This is a genomic window from Coleofasciculus sp. G1-WW12-02, assembly GCF_040219735.1.
Lineage (GTDB): Bacteria > Cyanobacteriota > Cyanobacteriia > Cyanobacteriales > Coleofasciculaceae > Coleofasciculus.
The window spans coordinates 19,728-33,995 of the sequence record NZ_JAVJRX010000111.1; the positions used below are offsets into that span (position 1 = coordinate 19,728).

9 protein-coding genes are annotated in these 14,268 nt (G+C 46.9%); 2 read left to right on the forward strand and 7 right to left on the reverse strand.

All coding sequences use genetic code 11. The features are described 5' to 3' along the window. Positions 1 to 8: 8 nt before the first annotated feature. From RID09_RS18385 to RID09_RS18405, 5 genes are all read right to left on the reverse strand, one after another. Entirely contained in the window at positions 9 to 1,055 is a 1,047-nt protein-coding gene (locus RID09_RS18385; RefSeq protein ID WP_446337371.1) for a FecCD family ABC transporter permease, read from the reverse strand. Then, positions 1,052 to 2,047: a FecCD family ABC transporter permease gene (locus tag RID09_RS18390; RefSeq protein ID WP_446337384.1), complete on the reverse strand. Its 996-nt coding sequence runs from the start codon at positions 2,045 to 2,047 to the stop codon at positions 1,052 to 1,054. The genes RID09_RS18385 and RID09_RS18390 overlap by 4 nt, the downstream gene beginning before the upstream one ends. A 190-nt stretch (positions 2,048 to 2,237) precedes the next feature. Further along, complete coding sequence (locus tag RID09_RS18395; RefSeq protein ID WP_446337372.1) at positions 2,238 to 3,299, reverse strand: MORN repeat-containing protein; 1,062 nt, start codon at positions 3,297 to 3,299, stop codon at positions 2,238 to 2,240. 84 nt (positions 3,300 to 3,383) lie between these two features. Beyond that, a complete protein-coding gene (locus RID09_RS18400; RefSeq protein WP_446337373.1) occupies positions 3,384 to 5,174 on the reverse strand; it encodes a TonB family protein in 1,791 nt (596 codons plus the stop codon). A gap of 346 nt (positions 5,175 to 5,520) precedes the next feature. Further along, positions 5,521 to 7,755 (reverse strand): TonB-dependent receptor plug domain-containing protein, encoded by a 2,235-nt coding sequence (locus RID09_RS18405; RefSeq protein WP_446337374.1) that lies wholly within the window; start codon positions 7,753 to 7,755, stop codon positions 5,521 to 5,523. A 496-nt stretch (positions 7,756 to 8,251) separates the two neighbouring features. Here RID09_RS18405 and RID09_RS18410 point away from each other — a divergent pair, with 496 nt between their 5' ends. Next, entirely contained in the window at positions 8,252 to 8,902 is a 651-nt protein-coding gene (locus tag RID09_RS18410; protein ID WP_446337375.1) for a MotA/TolQ/ExbB proton channel family protein, read from the forward strand. Continuing rightward, on the forward strand, positions 8,886 to 9,287 hold the full coding sequence (locus RID09_RS18415; RefSeq protein ID WP_446337376.1) for an ExbD/TolR family protein: 402 nt from the start codon (positions 8,886 to 8,888) through the stop codon (positions 9,285 to 9,287). Before RID09_RS18410 ends, RID09_RS18415 begins: the two co-directional genes overlap by 17 nt. Before the next feature lie 18 nt (positions 9,288 to 9,305). Here RID09_RS18415 and RID09_RS18420 read toward each other — a convergent pair whose 3' ends face one another. Both RID09_RS18420 and RID09_RS18425 read right to left on the reverse strand, forming a co-directional pair. Continuing rightward, a complete protein-coding gene (locus RID09_RS18420) occupies positions 9,306 to 9,656 on the reverse strand; it encodes a thioesterase II family protein (RefSeq protein WP_446337377.1) in 351 nt (116 codons plus the stop codon). A gap of 49 nt (positions 9,657 to 9,705) precedes the next feature. After that, positions 9,706 to 14,133, reverse strand: coding sequence for a non-ribosomal peptide synthetase (locus RID09_RS18425; RefSeq protein ID WP_446337378.1), 4,428 nt, complete (start codon positions 14,131 to 14,133; stop codon positions 9,706 to 9,708). Positions 14,134 to 14,268: the final 135 nt, after the last annotated feature.

A 14,268-nucleotide genomic window follows, 5' to 3' on the forward strand; every position in this document is an offset into this window, starting at 1 on the left:
AAATAGGGTCATCGCTTGCGGTTGCGAACCAGCAGATAGAGAAAATAAGGGGCACCGACAGCGGCGGTAATCGCACCACAGGGCAACTCGATGGGCGCAAAGAGTACCCGTGCCAACCAATCAGCCAGCACAATAATTAGTCCACCCATCAGTGCTGCTGTTGGCATTAACCCTTCGTGGTTGGGTCCAACCAACTGACGCCCCAAGTGCGGTGCCATCAATCCCACAAAGCCAATCGTACCCGCCACAGCCACAGCCGCGCCCGCCATTGCCGCACTCATTAGCAATAGCAAACCCCGCTGCCATTCCACTCGCGCCCCCAGTCCTCTGGCAAGGTCATCTCCGAGGGAGAGGGTATTCAGTGGCATCGAAAGCGCCAACGACAGGGGTACAAACACCGCCAGCCAGGGGAATAATGCCCCGACATGCTGCCAACCCCGTCCGTAGACACTTCCCGCCAGCCAAACCAATGCCTGACTGACACTATTAATTTCCCCCAATGTGACCATTAAATTCGTCAAAGCCCCTAGGATAGCGGCTATTCCGACACCGACGAGAATTAACCGGATGGGAGAACTGCCCTTATCCCAAGCCAGAAGGTAGATAAAGATGGCAACAACCAACGCCCCAGCAAAGGCAGACAAAGGTAGGGCAAACAGCGGCACATCTGGAAATAAAACGATTAAACTGACAGCAGCTAAACTCGCACCCGCATTCACCCCAATGATGCCGGGATCGGCTAAGGGATTGCGTGTCAGTCCTTGCAGAATCGTCCCAGAGATGGCTAATCCTACTCCCACCCCAAAGGCGACCAACGTTCTGGGCAACCGCAGCACATTTACAATAAAGGCATAGTCGGGGTTAGCCGTCGGCAACCCCACAATCGTTTTTAAAACAGCCAATGGTGGGATGGGATATTCCCCCTGTCCCACATTGATAACGATCGCCGCGAGAGTAACCAAAACCAATACGAGTAGTACGGTTGGCACTCGCCGTTCTATACGGAACGATATAGGCAATAGTCGGGGACGAATAATCAGCCAGCTTTTTCTCATCGTCTCACCTTGAACCGCGCTAGATAGATGAAGAACGGAGCGCCCACTAGAGCAGTCATGACACCCACGGGTAGTTCTTGAGGACTAATCAACACCCTGGCAGTGATATCGGCGACCAAGAGTAAGATGGCACCAAAAATGGCAGAATAAGGCAGAATCCAGCGATAATCAACGCCCACTAAGAAGCGGACGATGTGGGGAACGACCAGACCAATAAATCCAATCGGACCAGCCGCCGCGACAGCGCTCCCTGCCAGCAAAACCACACTCACGGCGGCGGTTAGTTTCACCCATGCGGTTTGTTGACCCAAGCTTTTAGCAACATCGTCACCAAGGGTTAGGGTGGTCATTTGTTTCCCTAAGGCAAACGCGATCGCTAATCCAATACCGATGTAAGGCAGCACTTGTAAGAACAACGTGAAATCCCGACCCGCCACCGATCCAGCTAACCAGAAGCGGATTTCATCGAGGGTTTGTTGACTAAGGATGAGGATGGCAGTTGTGAGTGAGGACAGTAAGCTCGTCAATGCCGCACCCGCAATCGTCAGGTTGAGTGGAGTCAGTCCTCCTCGACCCAGAGATCCGAGCAAATAGACGGTGATTGCCGTAACACCTGCCCCCCCAAAGGCACACCAGGCATAGACACTCAGGGAAGACGAGCCGAAGAGGAAAACAGCAATGACAACTGCCATTGCCGCACCCGCATTAATGCCCAGGATTCCGGGGGACGCTAAAGGGTTGCGAGTTAATCCCTGCATCAGGGCACCTGCCACCCCAAGGGCGGCACCCACTAGCATGGCAATCAGCGATCGCGGCAATCTGACTGTGCGGATAATCAGGTGGTCGGTAGAGCCATCAAAGTTGGTTAAAGCTGCATATACAGTGCTAAAAGAAATATCTGCGACACCACTGGTAATGCTTGCCACCAAGCTGACTAGCAGAATCAACAGACTCAGTGACAAACCCACTGGGAGTAAAAGGCGCGATCGCACCCTACTTTTCCCTCTTACCGTAGCACTCTCACTTGCCAATCGCTTCTTCCTTCAATCAACAATTATTGCCATTTCAACTAGAAAGGGTTTAGATTTTAGGTTCTAAGTCTTAGAGAGTTTTAAGTTATGAATTATGAATTCATAACTTTCTATCACCTATTCCCCATTCCCCATTCCCTTAAAAAGAAAACTAATTTTGAATCTCCCCATTTTCCCACATTCCCTCCACACGGGTTCCGTCAGCAAAAATATAGACACCTTCCCCCTGCCTTTGTCCATTGCGGAATTCTCCTTCAAAGCTATCCCCACTGGCATAGTTACAGACAGCTTTGCCGTTTAACTGACCCTCACTGAACTGTCCTTCGCAGCGATCACCATTAGCAAACGTATAAATTCCAGTGCCGTTGAACTTACCGTTACTAAACTGTCCTTCGTAACGATTATCATTGGCGTCGGTGAAAACACCTTCGCCATTAAATTGACCGTTACTGAATTGACCTTCGTAGCGGTTTCCATTAGCGAAAAAGTACACCCCTTGACCCTCGGGTTTGCCGTTACTAAATTCCCCTTCGTAGCGATTGCCATTGGGATATTCCCGAACCCCTTTGCCATTGAACTGACCATTGCTAACAGTTCCTTCGTAGCGCCCCCCCTCAGAGAAGGTGTAAACTCCTTGACCATTCGCCTTACCATCACTCAGTTCACCTTCATAGCGATTGCCATTCGCATAGTCGCACACCCCCATCCCATTAAGACTACTGTCTTGAATTTCCCCTTCACAGCGATCGCCATTAGCTAAAATAAAGGCTCCCCTACCGCTGGGATTGCCATCCGTAAACTGTCCCTCATAGCGACCGCCATCAGCGCTAATGTAGGTTCCCGTACCGTTAGGCTGACCATCCTTAAACTCCCCTTCGTAGCGATCGCCATTTTCGTACACCCGGACACCTTTGCCATTGGGTTGGTCGTTGCTAAACTCACCTTCATAACGACCGCCATCAGCAAAGGTGTAGATGCCTTGACCTTTCTTGTTACCATCTACAAAGTTTCCTTCATAGCGATCGCCATTCGCGTATTCACAGACGACTTCACCGTTGAGGTTACCGTTGCTCATTGCCCCTTCGCAGCGACCCCCATCGGGTAAGGTCACGACACCTGCTACTGCGATCGCGGGATTGAGAACATGGCTGGCAATATCTACGCTTGAGGCAATGAGTAACGTTATTCCGAATCGTCCGATTGTACGAAGCATTAGACAAATACCTCCTTTATTGGAATAGATGGGGCTAATTGTTGAGTTATTTTTAGGAATTGCCTCTGGCATTGGGTTACATTCTTACTCTTTCGGTTCGGGAGGGGGTACTTCTTCCACCTGTTCTTGGCGTTCCCGTTCAAGTTGTTCCTGGCGCTCTTGTTCTTGGCGTTCCCGCTCTAGCTGTTCCTGACGTTCTTGTTCTTGACGTTCGCGTTCGAGTTGTTCCTGGCGCTCTTGTTCTTGGCGTTCCCGCTCTAGCTGTTCTTGACGCTCTTGTTCTTGACGTTCGCGTTCGAGTTGCTCTTGGCGTTCTTGTTCTTGACGTTCACGTTCAAGCTGTTCCTGACGTTCTTGTTCTTGACGCTCTTGTTCTTGACGTTCGCGTTCGAGTTGCGCCTGACGCTCTTGTTCTTGACGTTCGCGTTCGAGCTGCGCCTGACGCTCCTGTTCTCTTTGCTGGCGTTCGCGCTCATTCTGTTCTCGACGTTCGCGAGCTTGGCGATCACGCTCAGAGCCTGGTTGTGTAAAGTTAATATTTACTGTGACGGTAACAGAGTTTCTACCTTCAGGTTTTGTAAACTTCATCTTCCTGGCGGCTGCCTCCGCTTCTTGCACAAATTGGCTACGGCGAGTACCGTCAGTTTCAACCCTAAGCGCTCGCGCATTCACTACATTACCGTTTCTATCCAGCTCAACATTGACAGGGACTCTGCCTTCCTCACCTTTTAAAGAGGAGTTGGGATAATCGGGATTGCACCCACTAATACAACGCAATACCCTGCCTCCATCTTCAGTTCGATCCCCCCCGGGTTTTGGTCGCGTAGGAGCTGAGGAATTCGTTGCCACTTCTCCTGGTACTCCAGGATTAGCTATTGAGTCGCCCTCACTTGATGAAGCTCGTTCGCCAGAACTGCCACCGCCCAAGCTTTCTCTGAATGGTTGGGAACCCGAAGAAGAACCTGAAAGCGGTTGGGAACTACTGCTTGGTCGTGTGGGGGCTGAGGGATTGGTCGCCACTGCTCCTGGTGAGCCAGGGTTAGCAATATCACTTAAAGAATCTGTCGATGGGGAAAAACTATCGCCCAAGCGCTCTCTAATGTTTTCGGTAATCTTTGACGCATCAGAAAGTATTCCAGAAACTCCTCTGGGTCGTGGGGGAGCTGAGGGATTTGTTGCCACTGCACCTGGGGGTGTGGGGTTGGCTTCAGAGGCGTCATCATTGGGGGGCGCTGTTGATTCTGTCGTCGTTGGTTCGCTTAAGCGTTCTCTAAGTTTTTCTACGTCTGAGTCAGTCTGAAGCGGTTGGGAATTTCTGTCTGGGCGTGGCGGTGCTGAATTATTAATGGCTACGGGTTCAGGTGGTGATAGAGCCGGGTCTGAGGGTTCACGAATCGGTTCTGAGGGAGGTGTAACAACGGTTCTGCGTTCCCTTGTCGGTTCAGTGGGTGGCTCTACTGAGGTGGGTGCAGGTGGCGTTACGGCTCTTTGAGGTGTTGCTGGTATAGCGGGTACGGGTTGCTTGACGGGTTTTTGAGGCAAAGCTTCCGCCCGTTGCTGCGGTTTAATTGGCTCTGGTATCTGCGTTTTTGTCGGTTGCGGTGGAGTTGGGGTTTCAACTGCCTTTGGTGTTGGCTTTGGCTTTGGAGTCTCTTTTAGAGGTTGTTCTTCTGCCTTAGGTACTTCGGGTTCCTCCACAAGTATGATTTCAATGGGGTCTTCGGCAAGTTCTGGTCTTGTTTCCCAAGCCAAGCTTATGCCAAGGGCTAGCACTATATGCAGTACCGCGCTCCCGGCGAAGCTATAGACGAGAAACTTTTTGAGAGTCTCTTGTTCCTTTTTGTGCTGCTCTATACAGAAGCTTGATATGCTCATAACCCTACACACCTTTCTTGATAAAGGGAGCGCTTATCGTCTCAACTGCTCCAAATTATTGCATATAACTTGCATTAAGTTCTTAACCATAAAATGACGAAGGTGTCATTGTCAAGCAAAGTCACTAGAGGCATTGCGGTAGGAGCGTCCAGCAAAAACCGAAGAAGCACGACGCTTGTATTTTTTAACATTTTGACACACAAGTTTAAATCTCTTACTCTTGTTGAGAAAACTTAAGGTCAATCAATTGACAAAAAATTGCAATAATATGCTAGAGAGCTTGGTGGAATAGGATTGACAGTCCCAAAAGTTGACAAGAAGCCACTGAACCTAGCTACTGTCGGTCTCAAAAACTGCTCTGCAAACCGATGCGAAACGTCAAACCGGGGTGATAAATCCGATTGGCTTTCTCGTACCTCACATCTGCCAAGTTTTCTAAATAAACAACTAGCCCTATGTTTGGAGTGACAGGAATACGGGCACTCAAATCTAAATTGAGCCAGGATGGAATGAACTCTGTAGTACTCTCACCAGGATTGAGAAAAAAGGCTCTACGAGAACCACTGTTGTAACTGGCATAAACGTTAAGCTGCCACCCGGCTGAGGCATAGCCGATACCTAGTTGTGCCACCGAGTAAGGAACCATAGCTAACTGCAAGCCTTTCTCTGAACCCGTCTTAATCTCTGCATCAGTGTAAGTGTAGTTGAGGAAGGTTGACCACTCTGGAGCCATTTGCCACCGAAGTGCCATCTCGATGCCGTTAGTCTTGACAAGACCAATATTTTCCCACCGCCCTACTTGTATTCCGATGCGATCGCTTAAGCTACTCCCGAAGTAGGTAAATTGTCCAATCAAACTCGGAGAAAAACTCACATCTAGTCCAGCCGTCCAAGAAGAACCCGTTTCTGGGTCTAGATCGGGGTTGGGCAACCAGTTATGAACTGTGTCATAGACATATAACTGGTCTAAACCAGGATTGCGCTGCACTGAAACCCAACTTCCACGCATAGCAATACCTGGGGTTATCGCCCATCGTGTCCCAACACTGGGGTTTAAATTACTACCAAACTCACTGTTAAAGTTTTGCCTTAGCCCCAAATCGATTTGGAATGCATCGGTGAGCTTCCAGGTATTTAAAGCAAATAGTGCTGCATGAAATCTATCTCTATTTTCAGTTTCATTTAGGTTACTGCGAGCGGGCGCTGTACTCAATACATCGCCATTTAAAAAGTTGTTTTGCAAATCAACACCCCAAATCAGCTTGTTGCTAGGAGTTAGTTGCCACTGATGCTCTACTCGTGCCGTAATCGCTTGGGAATTGAGTGTGCCTGTGCGATAGTAAATATTTTGAGTCGGTCCATAGGTGTTGAAGTAATCTTGGTTATAGGCAAGTGTAGTGGTAAGTACCGAGTCTTCACCGCCACTCAACAGGGTTTTCCCAGATAGACCAATGTTGAATACATCATGATCTAGTCGGTCTCGTTGTAGGGGAAATCCAAAATAAAGTAGACCCCGACGACTACTGATTTTGTAAGCATCCAAACTGATAGTGTTTCTGGGATTTAAATCGAGCGTGAGATTACCAAAGTAGTTGCTAGTCGCCGTATCTCCATTAAATAAACGACCCTCTGAATCCCGATTGGCTGCACCTTCAGGAACCCGATAATGGTTATCTGCCTCGTATTCCTCATAGCCGAAGTTGTATCTTAAGGAACCATCCGAACCGCCATAGCTAATTCGAGAGTTCAATTGTTCGTAAGAGCCATACTGGAATCCCGCATCCAGTCTAGGAGTTTGTTGACCTTGTTTTGTAACAATGTTAACAACTCCCCCAAACGCTTCTGAGCCGTATAGAGTAGAACTCGTACCACTGGATAATTCCACCCTTTCAATCGCCTCTACGGGAAGGCTATTGAGGTCAGTTGCACCATGATAAGTGTTGATATTAGTCCCAATTGGTCTACCGTTAAGTAGAAATACAGACTGATTGATAGAATTCCCTCGGTAGTAAGTTCCTGTATGAATATCGGCACCAAACCCGAAATCATTAATTGCAAATCCAGGTAAACCTCTCAACACTTCAGCTACGCTATTAGAGCCTCGATTTTGAATTTCTTCTTCGGTAATCACATACACCGGATTAGAGGATTCAGGAAAAACCTCTCTCTCATCAGTGACGATAATTTCTATTTCACTTTGCTCCTCGATATCAGAGGGTTGGTTGGTTTGGGACAGTGTGGGAGTGGAAGAGATTGGTTCGGTGATTAGCAACTCAGCGCTGGTGTAGGGAAAATCTATGTCACTGAGTCGAGGAATGTCTGAGTTTGGCTGTTGTGCAGATGACGCTTCTGTGGTATTTTCCCGCAGCGATGATACAGACTCTTGATTATAGGAAGTTGCATTCGTAGATAAGAATTTTTCTCTTTTGTCTCCATCCCCCTTGTCTCCCCTGGTATTAGGACTCGTATCTGCTTGGTTGAACTCAATAATTGAGGAATCTGAATCTGGCTGAGCGATCACAATTGGCGCAATGCCGCAGCTAAGCAGGATCAGGCTAGGCGCAAAGAGATTCAATTTCATGATTATTTGACAATAATGGCATAGAATTCCCCATTTCGCTTCTTTTAGCAAGTGCTAAGCGAATATCTTTGGCTCTGACCCAAAAAAGCTACAGTTTAGCTTAAGTGATACGGTCATCTACGTCAAAAGACATACTGTCAAACTTCCCTCTTTAGCACCTAACGCCACTCGCACGGTTGAGACCTGACTGACTTGCCTAAAAAAATTTTTATTAAAAAGTTAGCTTTGGTATGCCTGTCAAGTCAAAAATTGTGAGGCAGTTGCAATAAATACCTAGGTGTCAAGTGGTTAAAAAGCAGATACAGCGGCAGTTTTAGCCTTTCTACTCTTTGTAGAAAGTTGATCGTCACTCCTTAAACGCAAGACTTTTTTCACGGAGCTACTTGACAATGAGGACGATTAGCAATAATTTTATTGAAAAGAATTCTCAGTTTGTTTTCGCACAGTCAGCCCAAAAGCTGGCTGATCTTGTTGAATCATAATTGCAAGAGAGGCTATGCCCATTATTCCATTTTTCCAGGCAGGCGGAATCGTCGCTTGGCCCCTACTCCTATTTTCCCTGGCGGCAGTCGCCCTGATTGTAGAGCGATTGTTTTTTTGGTTTCGGGTCACTCGTCGGCAACGCCGAGTTGTGAAAGACGTTCTGAAGCTTTACCGAGAAAAGCCAGACGCGGCTATCAACTATCTACAGCAGAATGCTGATTTGCCGATTGCCAAGATTTTTCTCGAAGCGTTAGAACTCGATAACCCGAACCCAGAGGAATTCCGTCTGGCTTTAGAGAGTGCAGCTCAGGCAGAATTGCCAACGTTGAAGCGATTTAATACCGTGTTTGATACGATTGTTGGTATTTCTCCTCTCCTCGGTCTTTTGGGAACGATTTTGGGCTTGATAACAGCGTTTTCTTCCCTGAATATTGGTGATGTTGGGGGAACCCGCACGACGGGAGTCACGGGTGGAATTTCCGAAGCTTTGGTTTCAACCGTCATGGGGTTGGTTGTGGCAATTTTTACCCTCTTTTTCGCCAATATGTTCCGAGGATTGTATCAGCGACAACTGGCGTTGATTCAGGAATATGGCGGTCAGTTAGAACTGCTTTATCGTCGTCAATATGAGCAAAGGAGAGATGTTTATGCGGCTTCCCGATGAGTCAGAGAAGCCAGGGGAAATCAACATCGTACCGATGATCGATGTGATTTTCTCGATTTTGGCATTTTTCATTATTTCGACGCTATACTTGACCCGTTCAGAAGGGTTGTCAGTGAATTTACCGAATGCTACAACTGCCCAAAATCAGCCGAGTACTGAAATTACGGTTACGATTCAGCCCGATGGAAAAATTGCACTGAATCGCCAGTCGATTGAATTAGAGGCGCTTGAAGAAGCCGTTCGCGCTTTAGTTGTGCCGAATAGTGAATCCCTTGTCATTGTCAATGCTGATGAAAAAGTCGATCATGGTCGGGTGGTAAGCGTGATGGATCGGTTGCGTCAAATTGAGGGAACCAAATTAGCGATCGCAGCTCAGAGACAGTAGAGGCGATCGCACGCTTTGTCAATGACAATTCTCGGCAAGAATTGGCAACAGCAACCTCTCGGCTGAATGCAAAAAGAAGTGATCTCCAGGCAACATACGCAATGAGAATGCAGCCCTGGTATGAATCCGCCACCCTTCCAAATCATTCCAGGTCGCTTCTGGATCATCTGAACCCCCAAAGGCGGAAATCGGACAATTCAGGGGTGACTTAGGGGTGTAAACATAGGTTTCAAGTACCGCAAAATCCGATCGCAGGATAGGCAGCACAAACTGCATCAGTTCGGCATTCTCTAGCACAGCTTGGGGTGTACCATTGAGACGGCGTAACTCTTCCAGGAACTCTGAATCAGGTATTGCCTTTTTACTCAATTGTATTGTCCTAACATCAATGCGTAGTGCTATATCACCGAGGAAAATTTTATGAATTGCCGAAACGTTGCCGAAAGTTCCGAATTGATTCTTCTGGCAGCGTATAGTCCCCACAATGCAAGTCAGCAGCCTGAAACCCTAACCTACTGAGAAATTCGTAGTGATCAACCGATGTTCTCCAATCCAATACTCCTACAGTTGGCTTAAGATCGAAGCAAGAAGAAAGTAGACTGGAAAAAACACAGCCCATTATGTTGAAGGGATTACCTTTAAAAAAATCCTCCATTTCGGCTGGACTCATAATTTTTTCTAGATATCGTGGTAAATATCTCAAACGAGTGATGGGATGTGGCGAGCGCAATACGCCTCCTTCGGTAAAGAGAATATCTTCCTGTGCCTGAAATCGCTCAATAGCAAGTTTTGATACAAAACAGTGGGGAGCTGAATCATCAACAATCAGAGTTCCAGGTTTAACCCGTGTGATATCTAGGACATCAGGTACGTTGGTCGCGCCAATTATTAAAGTTGCCTCGTAAAATTCATCTGGAACTTGTGTCTGTGAGGCTACTATACGCACAACTCCTTTAAAACCTAAATCGCTGACGATTTCTTGCCGAATTTTTTCGAGGAAGCCGAGCTTTGTATAGACATCGCAAAGCGTTATTTCTTCTGGATGCGGCAAACAGTTCAACATGAGACGAAGAGAGCTAATCCCAACAGAACCTAAACCTATGAATCCAACTCGTTCTTGAGCAATGTTACGCCCACTTGCAGCGCAAATTTTTTTGACTGCTAGGACAACAGCAGAACTGGTTGTAGCATGACCCGTCGAAATCATCGGTAAATTCTGCCAATCCACAATTGCTTTGGTAATTGCACAACCATAATCGGTTGCTGAGGGGATAAGACCAGTTAAAGAAACAGTCCGAGCACCGAGTCGTCCAGCAATTTCCAAGGCTTCGACAATCAGATTGATTATATCCTCTCGGTTACTGTAAAGTTCAAAACTAAACCGAGGCAGCATTAAACCAGCAATGCGCCCCCAAGGGGTTTCAATGATACTAGTTATGACAGGAAGGTTGTCAAGACAGTTGTAAATAAGATCATCATGACTCAGACCTTTTTCTTCAAAGTAAGAGGCGTTGATGTTTAAATAACTTAGGGCAACTGCATCGACAGGGGCAATCTTCCCGGTGGCAAACAAGGAAAGCAAAGAGCGGCGTTCTACTTGGAAGAAAGGGGAAGCTTGTTGTAGGGGAAGATTTTCAAAAGATGCAGTCTGGACTGAATCAGAGACAGATTTTGAAGACCCTGGCTTGGGACATTCCTGCTTCTGGAGAAGATTCTCAAGTTCATCCGCTAGCTCAGCAATGGTAGGGTGCGAGAATAGAAGCTTAACAGACAAATTCAAGTGCATTGCTACTGATATCTTTGATACCAATTGTATGGTCTGCAAGGAATGTCCGCCCAATTCAAAAAAGTTGTCGTGGACACCGACCTGTTTAAGTCCCAAGACTTCCGCCCAAATCGCTGCCAGAACTTCTTCTGTGGAAGTACGGGGTGCGACAAAGCCCTTCTCTAGTTCAGGGTGTGCCTGATATGGTGCAGGTAAGGCACGACGGTCTACCTTGCCGTTAGGGGTTATGGGGAGGGCTTTGAGTATCACAAAGGTAGAGGGAATCATATAATTGGGCAGCTTTTTCTTCAAGAAGCGGCGCAGTTTCTGAGTAGAGGAGGCTTGCTTCCCTTTAGGGACAAAATAGGCTACTAGACGCTGATTGCTGGGGTAATCTTCTTGAACGATGACCACGGTCTGAAGTACCTCAGGGTGCCGACTCAGTACCCTTTCGATTTCTCCCAGTTCGATGCGAAAACCTCGGATTTTTACTTGATAGTCTACCCGTCCGAGAAATTCAATCGTACCATCGGGTAAGTAGCGTGCTTTATCCCCCGTTTTATACAGCCTTGGGGAGTGGATATTTTGTCCGCCTAGATTTTCTAGTGTAATAAACTTCTGTGCCGTTAGTTCGGGACGATTGAGATAACCCCTGGCTACCCCAGCACCGCCAATGTACAATTCGCCCGGTACGCCGATGGGTACAGGTTGCAATTGTTCGTCGAGGAGGTAAACTTGGGTATTGGCGATCGCACGACCGATGGGAACGGTTTTGGCGTGATAACGATTACCCTTGTTCTGAACCGGATAGGTGAGGACACCAACCGTCGTTTCTGTCGGACCATAGTGATTGATAATGCGACAGTTCGGTGCAGCTTCCTGGATTTTGCCAACTAATTCCCAGGTGGCTACTTCACCCCCCAGAACTAAACATTGACGCGGTAGGATGGACGCAGATGCAGAGGAGGCTAAGAGGGTAGCCAGGTAAGAGGGAACGATTTTAAGACAGTCAATGGGATGGTGTTGGACGTACTCGGCGAGTGCTTCCGGGTCAGAGGCTCGCTCTTGGGATAGGATATGTAAGCATCCTCCTGTACACAAGGCGGGGAAAATTGCCGTGTTGCCTAAATCAGCGGCAAAGGTGGAAACGGTAGCAAAGCTGACACCTGCTGGTACATCCAATTTTTCGGAAATGGCATACAAGTAATTCAGGATTTGGCGATGTTCAATAGCAACGCCTTTAGGTTCACCTGTAGAACCAGACGTGTAGAGGACATAGGCTAAGGTTTCCGGTGTCACTTCGCTGGTGGGATTGGTATCAGACTCTTGGGCGATTGTTTGCCAATCTGCATCCAGGTACACCACGGTAGGAACTTGAGTATCCTGGCGTTTGAGAAGTCTCTTTTGGGTTAAGAGGATGGGTACTTTGGCATCTTGCAACCGGAAGGCTAAAGGTTCTGGCGGTAATGCTGAATCAAGAGGAAGGTAAGCTCCACCAGCTTTGAGAATAGCCAGCATCGCAATGATACTATGGATTGACCGCTCGGCATAAATTCCCACTAATACTTCAGCACCAACACCCTGGCGTTGCAAATAATGAGCTAATTGATTGGTACGTCTGTTGAGTTCGGCATAGGTGAGTTGTTGGTTTTCAAAGACAAGGGCAATTTTGTCTGGTGTGCGTTCTACCTGCTGCTCAAATAGATGATGAATGCAGTGAGTTTGAGGATAGTGGGTTTGAGTATCGTTGAGTTGGACGAGTAGGTGATGGCGAGTGCGATCGCTGATATAATTTAACTCACTCACTACCATCTCTGGATTGGTGACAGCCTGTTCAACTCCTGTTTGAAATTGTTCGGCAAAGCATTGAATCACTTCTTGGTCAAATCGTTGCCTATCGTAGTGAAATTCAGCAATGATAGACTCTTGTTTGCGAACACAGCGAAGCTTTAATTTAAATCGCTCAAAGCAAACAGACTGCTGATCAATAGAAAACGAAACATCACCACCATAATACTGATCAGACCAGTCATCGAACTCAAAACTAATCGGCAAGTTGGTGTTTTTATCAGCATCTGTACTCTCTTGTCCGGTAAAATAGTCCTGCCACTGGTCAATTTCACCCAAGTTTTCACCCAAGTTTGACAAGAATTCGCTAAATTTTAAGTTGTTTTTTAACGAACAGTGGACAGGTAGCCATTTGGCAAGCAGTCCCATCACTTCATGCAATTCTTCATAACTTCTGCCACTGTAAACTGTATTGACCGTAATCTCTGATTGTTCTGTTAATTGCCAAAGTAAGGCATACCAACAGGCGAATAAGACTTCAGCCGGAGTAAGGTTACTTCTGTGAGCTAAGGCTTCAATGTTTGCCGCAACTGCTGGAGTAAGGTTTACCCGATAAACGTCAGGTTCAAAGGGTACAGCACTTAGAGATTCAGCCTCAAAAGGAAGTGTTATCGTTTGAACGTCTTGCTCACGCCAGTAAGCCTCTCCTGTGGCGGCATCCTCGTCCTCTAGAATTTCATTTTGCCATTCAGAAAATTGCAGGTATTGTACGGGTTCTGCTTCAGATACGTCTTCACCCTGCAAACAAGCCTTATAGGTTTGGCTAATTTCTTTAACCAAGTTTTTTAGCGTCCAACTATCTGCCCATAAAGCGGGTAATATTACCAACAGAATATGGTGATTCTCTGACAGTGTTAGCAGCGATGCAGATACTATAGATTCCAGTTGAGAGAGAAAATTCAAGTCTATTTTTTCTTGAAGTCGTTGCTGAATATGGGCGGATTGGTCTTGCAGACTTAATTCGTTGAGATTGACGTGAGTCCAGGATAGGGTTCCACTTGTTTCTATCACCTGAATTGGCAGTTTAATTCCCGGTTGTCGGTGAAAGCGGGTGCGGAAAATGTCATGTCGATTAACAATTCGTTCTAAGGCTTCTTTTAAATGATCAACATTCAGATTTCCTTGAATCTGGATCGCGCAAGAAGCCTGATAGACTCTACTACCTTGTTGTAATAACCAAAGCTGCTTTTGTTGAGGTGACAGCCGAAATCCTTCAATCGTTTGAGCTTGCATTTGTTACTCCTAAGTTTATGTCAGTGTGCTGAAGGAATGTCAAGCAGTTTAAAACCTTTTAAAATCAGGTTTTTAGCGGCACAAGATGAAGCATTATTGACATTCTTATTGACAGATAAAGCCCACCTAATGAGA

What these genes read in the sequence shown, in the direction of transcription:
- RID09_RS18395 (WP_446337372.1), bottom strand. Translation starts at nt 3,299, where the DNA reads ATGCTTCGTACAATCGGACGATTCGGAATAACGTTACTCATTGCCTCA.
- RID09_RS18385 (WP_446337371.1), bottom strand. Translation starts at nt 1,055, where the DNA reads ATGAGAAAAAGCTGGCTGATTATTCGTCCCCGACTATTGCCTATATCG.
- RID09_RS18425 (WP_446337378.1), bottom strand. Translation starts at nt 14,133, where the DNA reads ATGCAAGCTCAAACGATTGAAGGATTTCGGCTGTCACCTCAACAAAAG.
- RID09_RS18410 (WP_446337375.1), top strand. Translation starts at nt 8,252, where the DNA reads ATGCCCATTATTCCATTTTTCCAGGCAGGCGGAATCGTCGCTTGGCCC.
- RID09_RS18400 (WP_446337373.1), bottom strand. Translation starts at nt 5,174, where the DNA reads ATGAGCATATCAAGCTTCTGTATAGAGCAGCACAAAAAGGAACAAGAG.
- RID09_RS18405 (WP_446337374.1), bottom strand. Translation starts at nt 7,755, where the DNA reads ATGAAATTGAATCTCTTTGCGCCTAGCCTGATCCTGCTTAGCTGCGGC.
- RID09_RS18415 (WP_446337376.1), top strand. Translation starts at nt 8,886, where the DNA reads ATGCGGCTTCCCGATGAGTCAGAGAAGCCAGGGGAAATCAACATCGTA.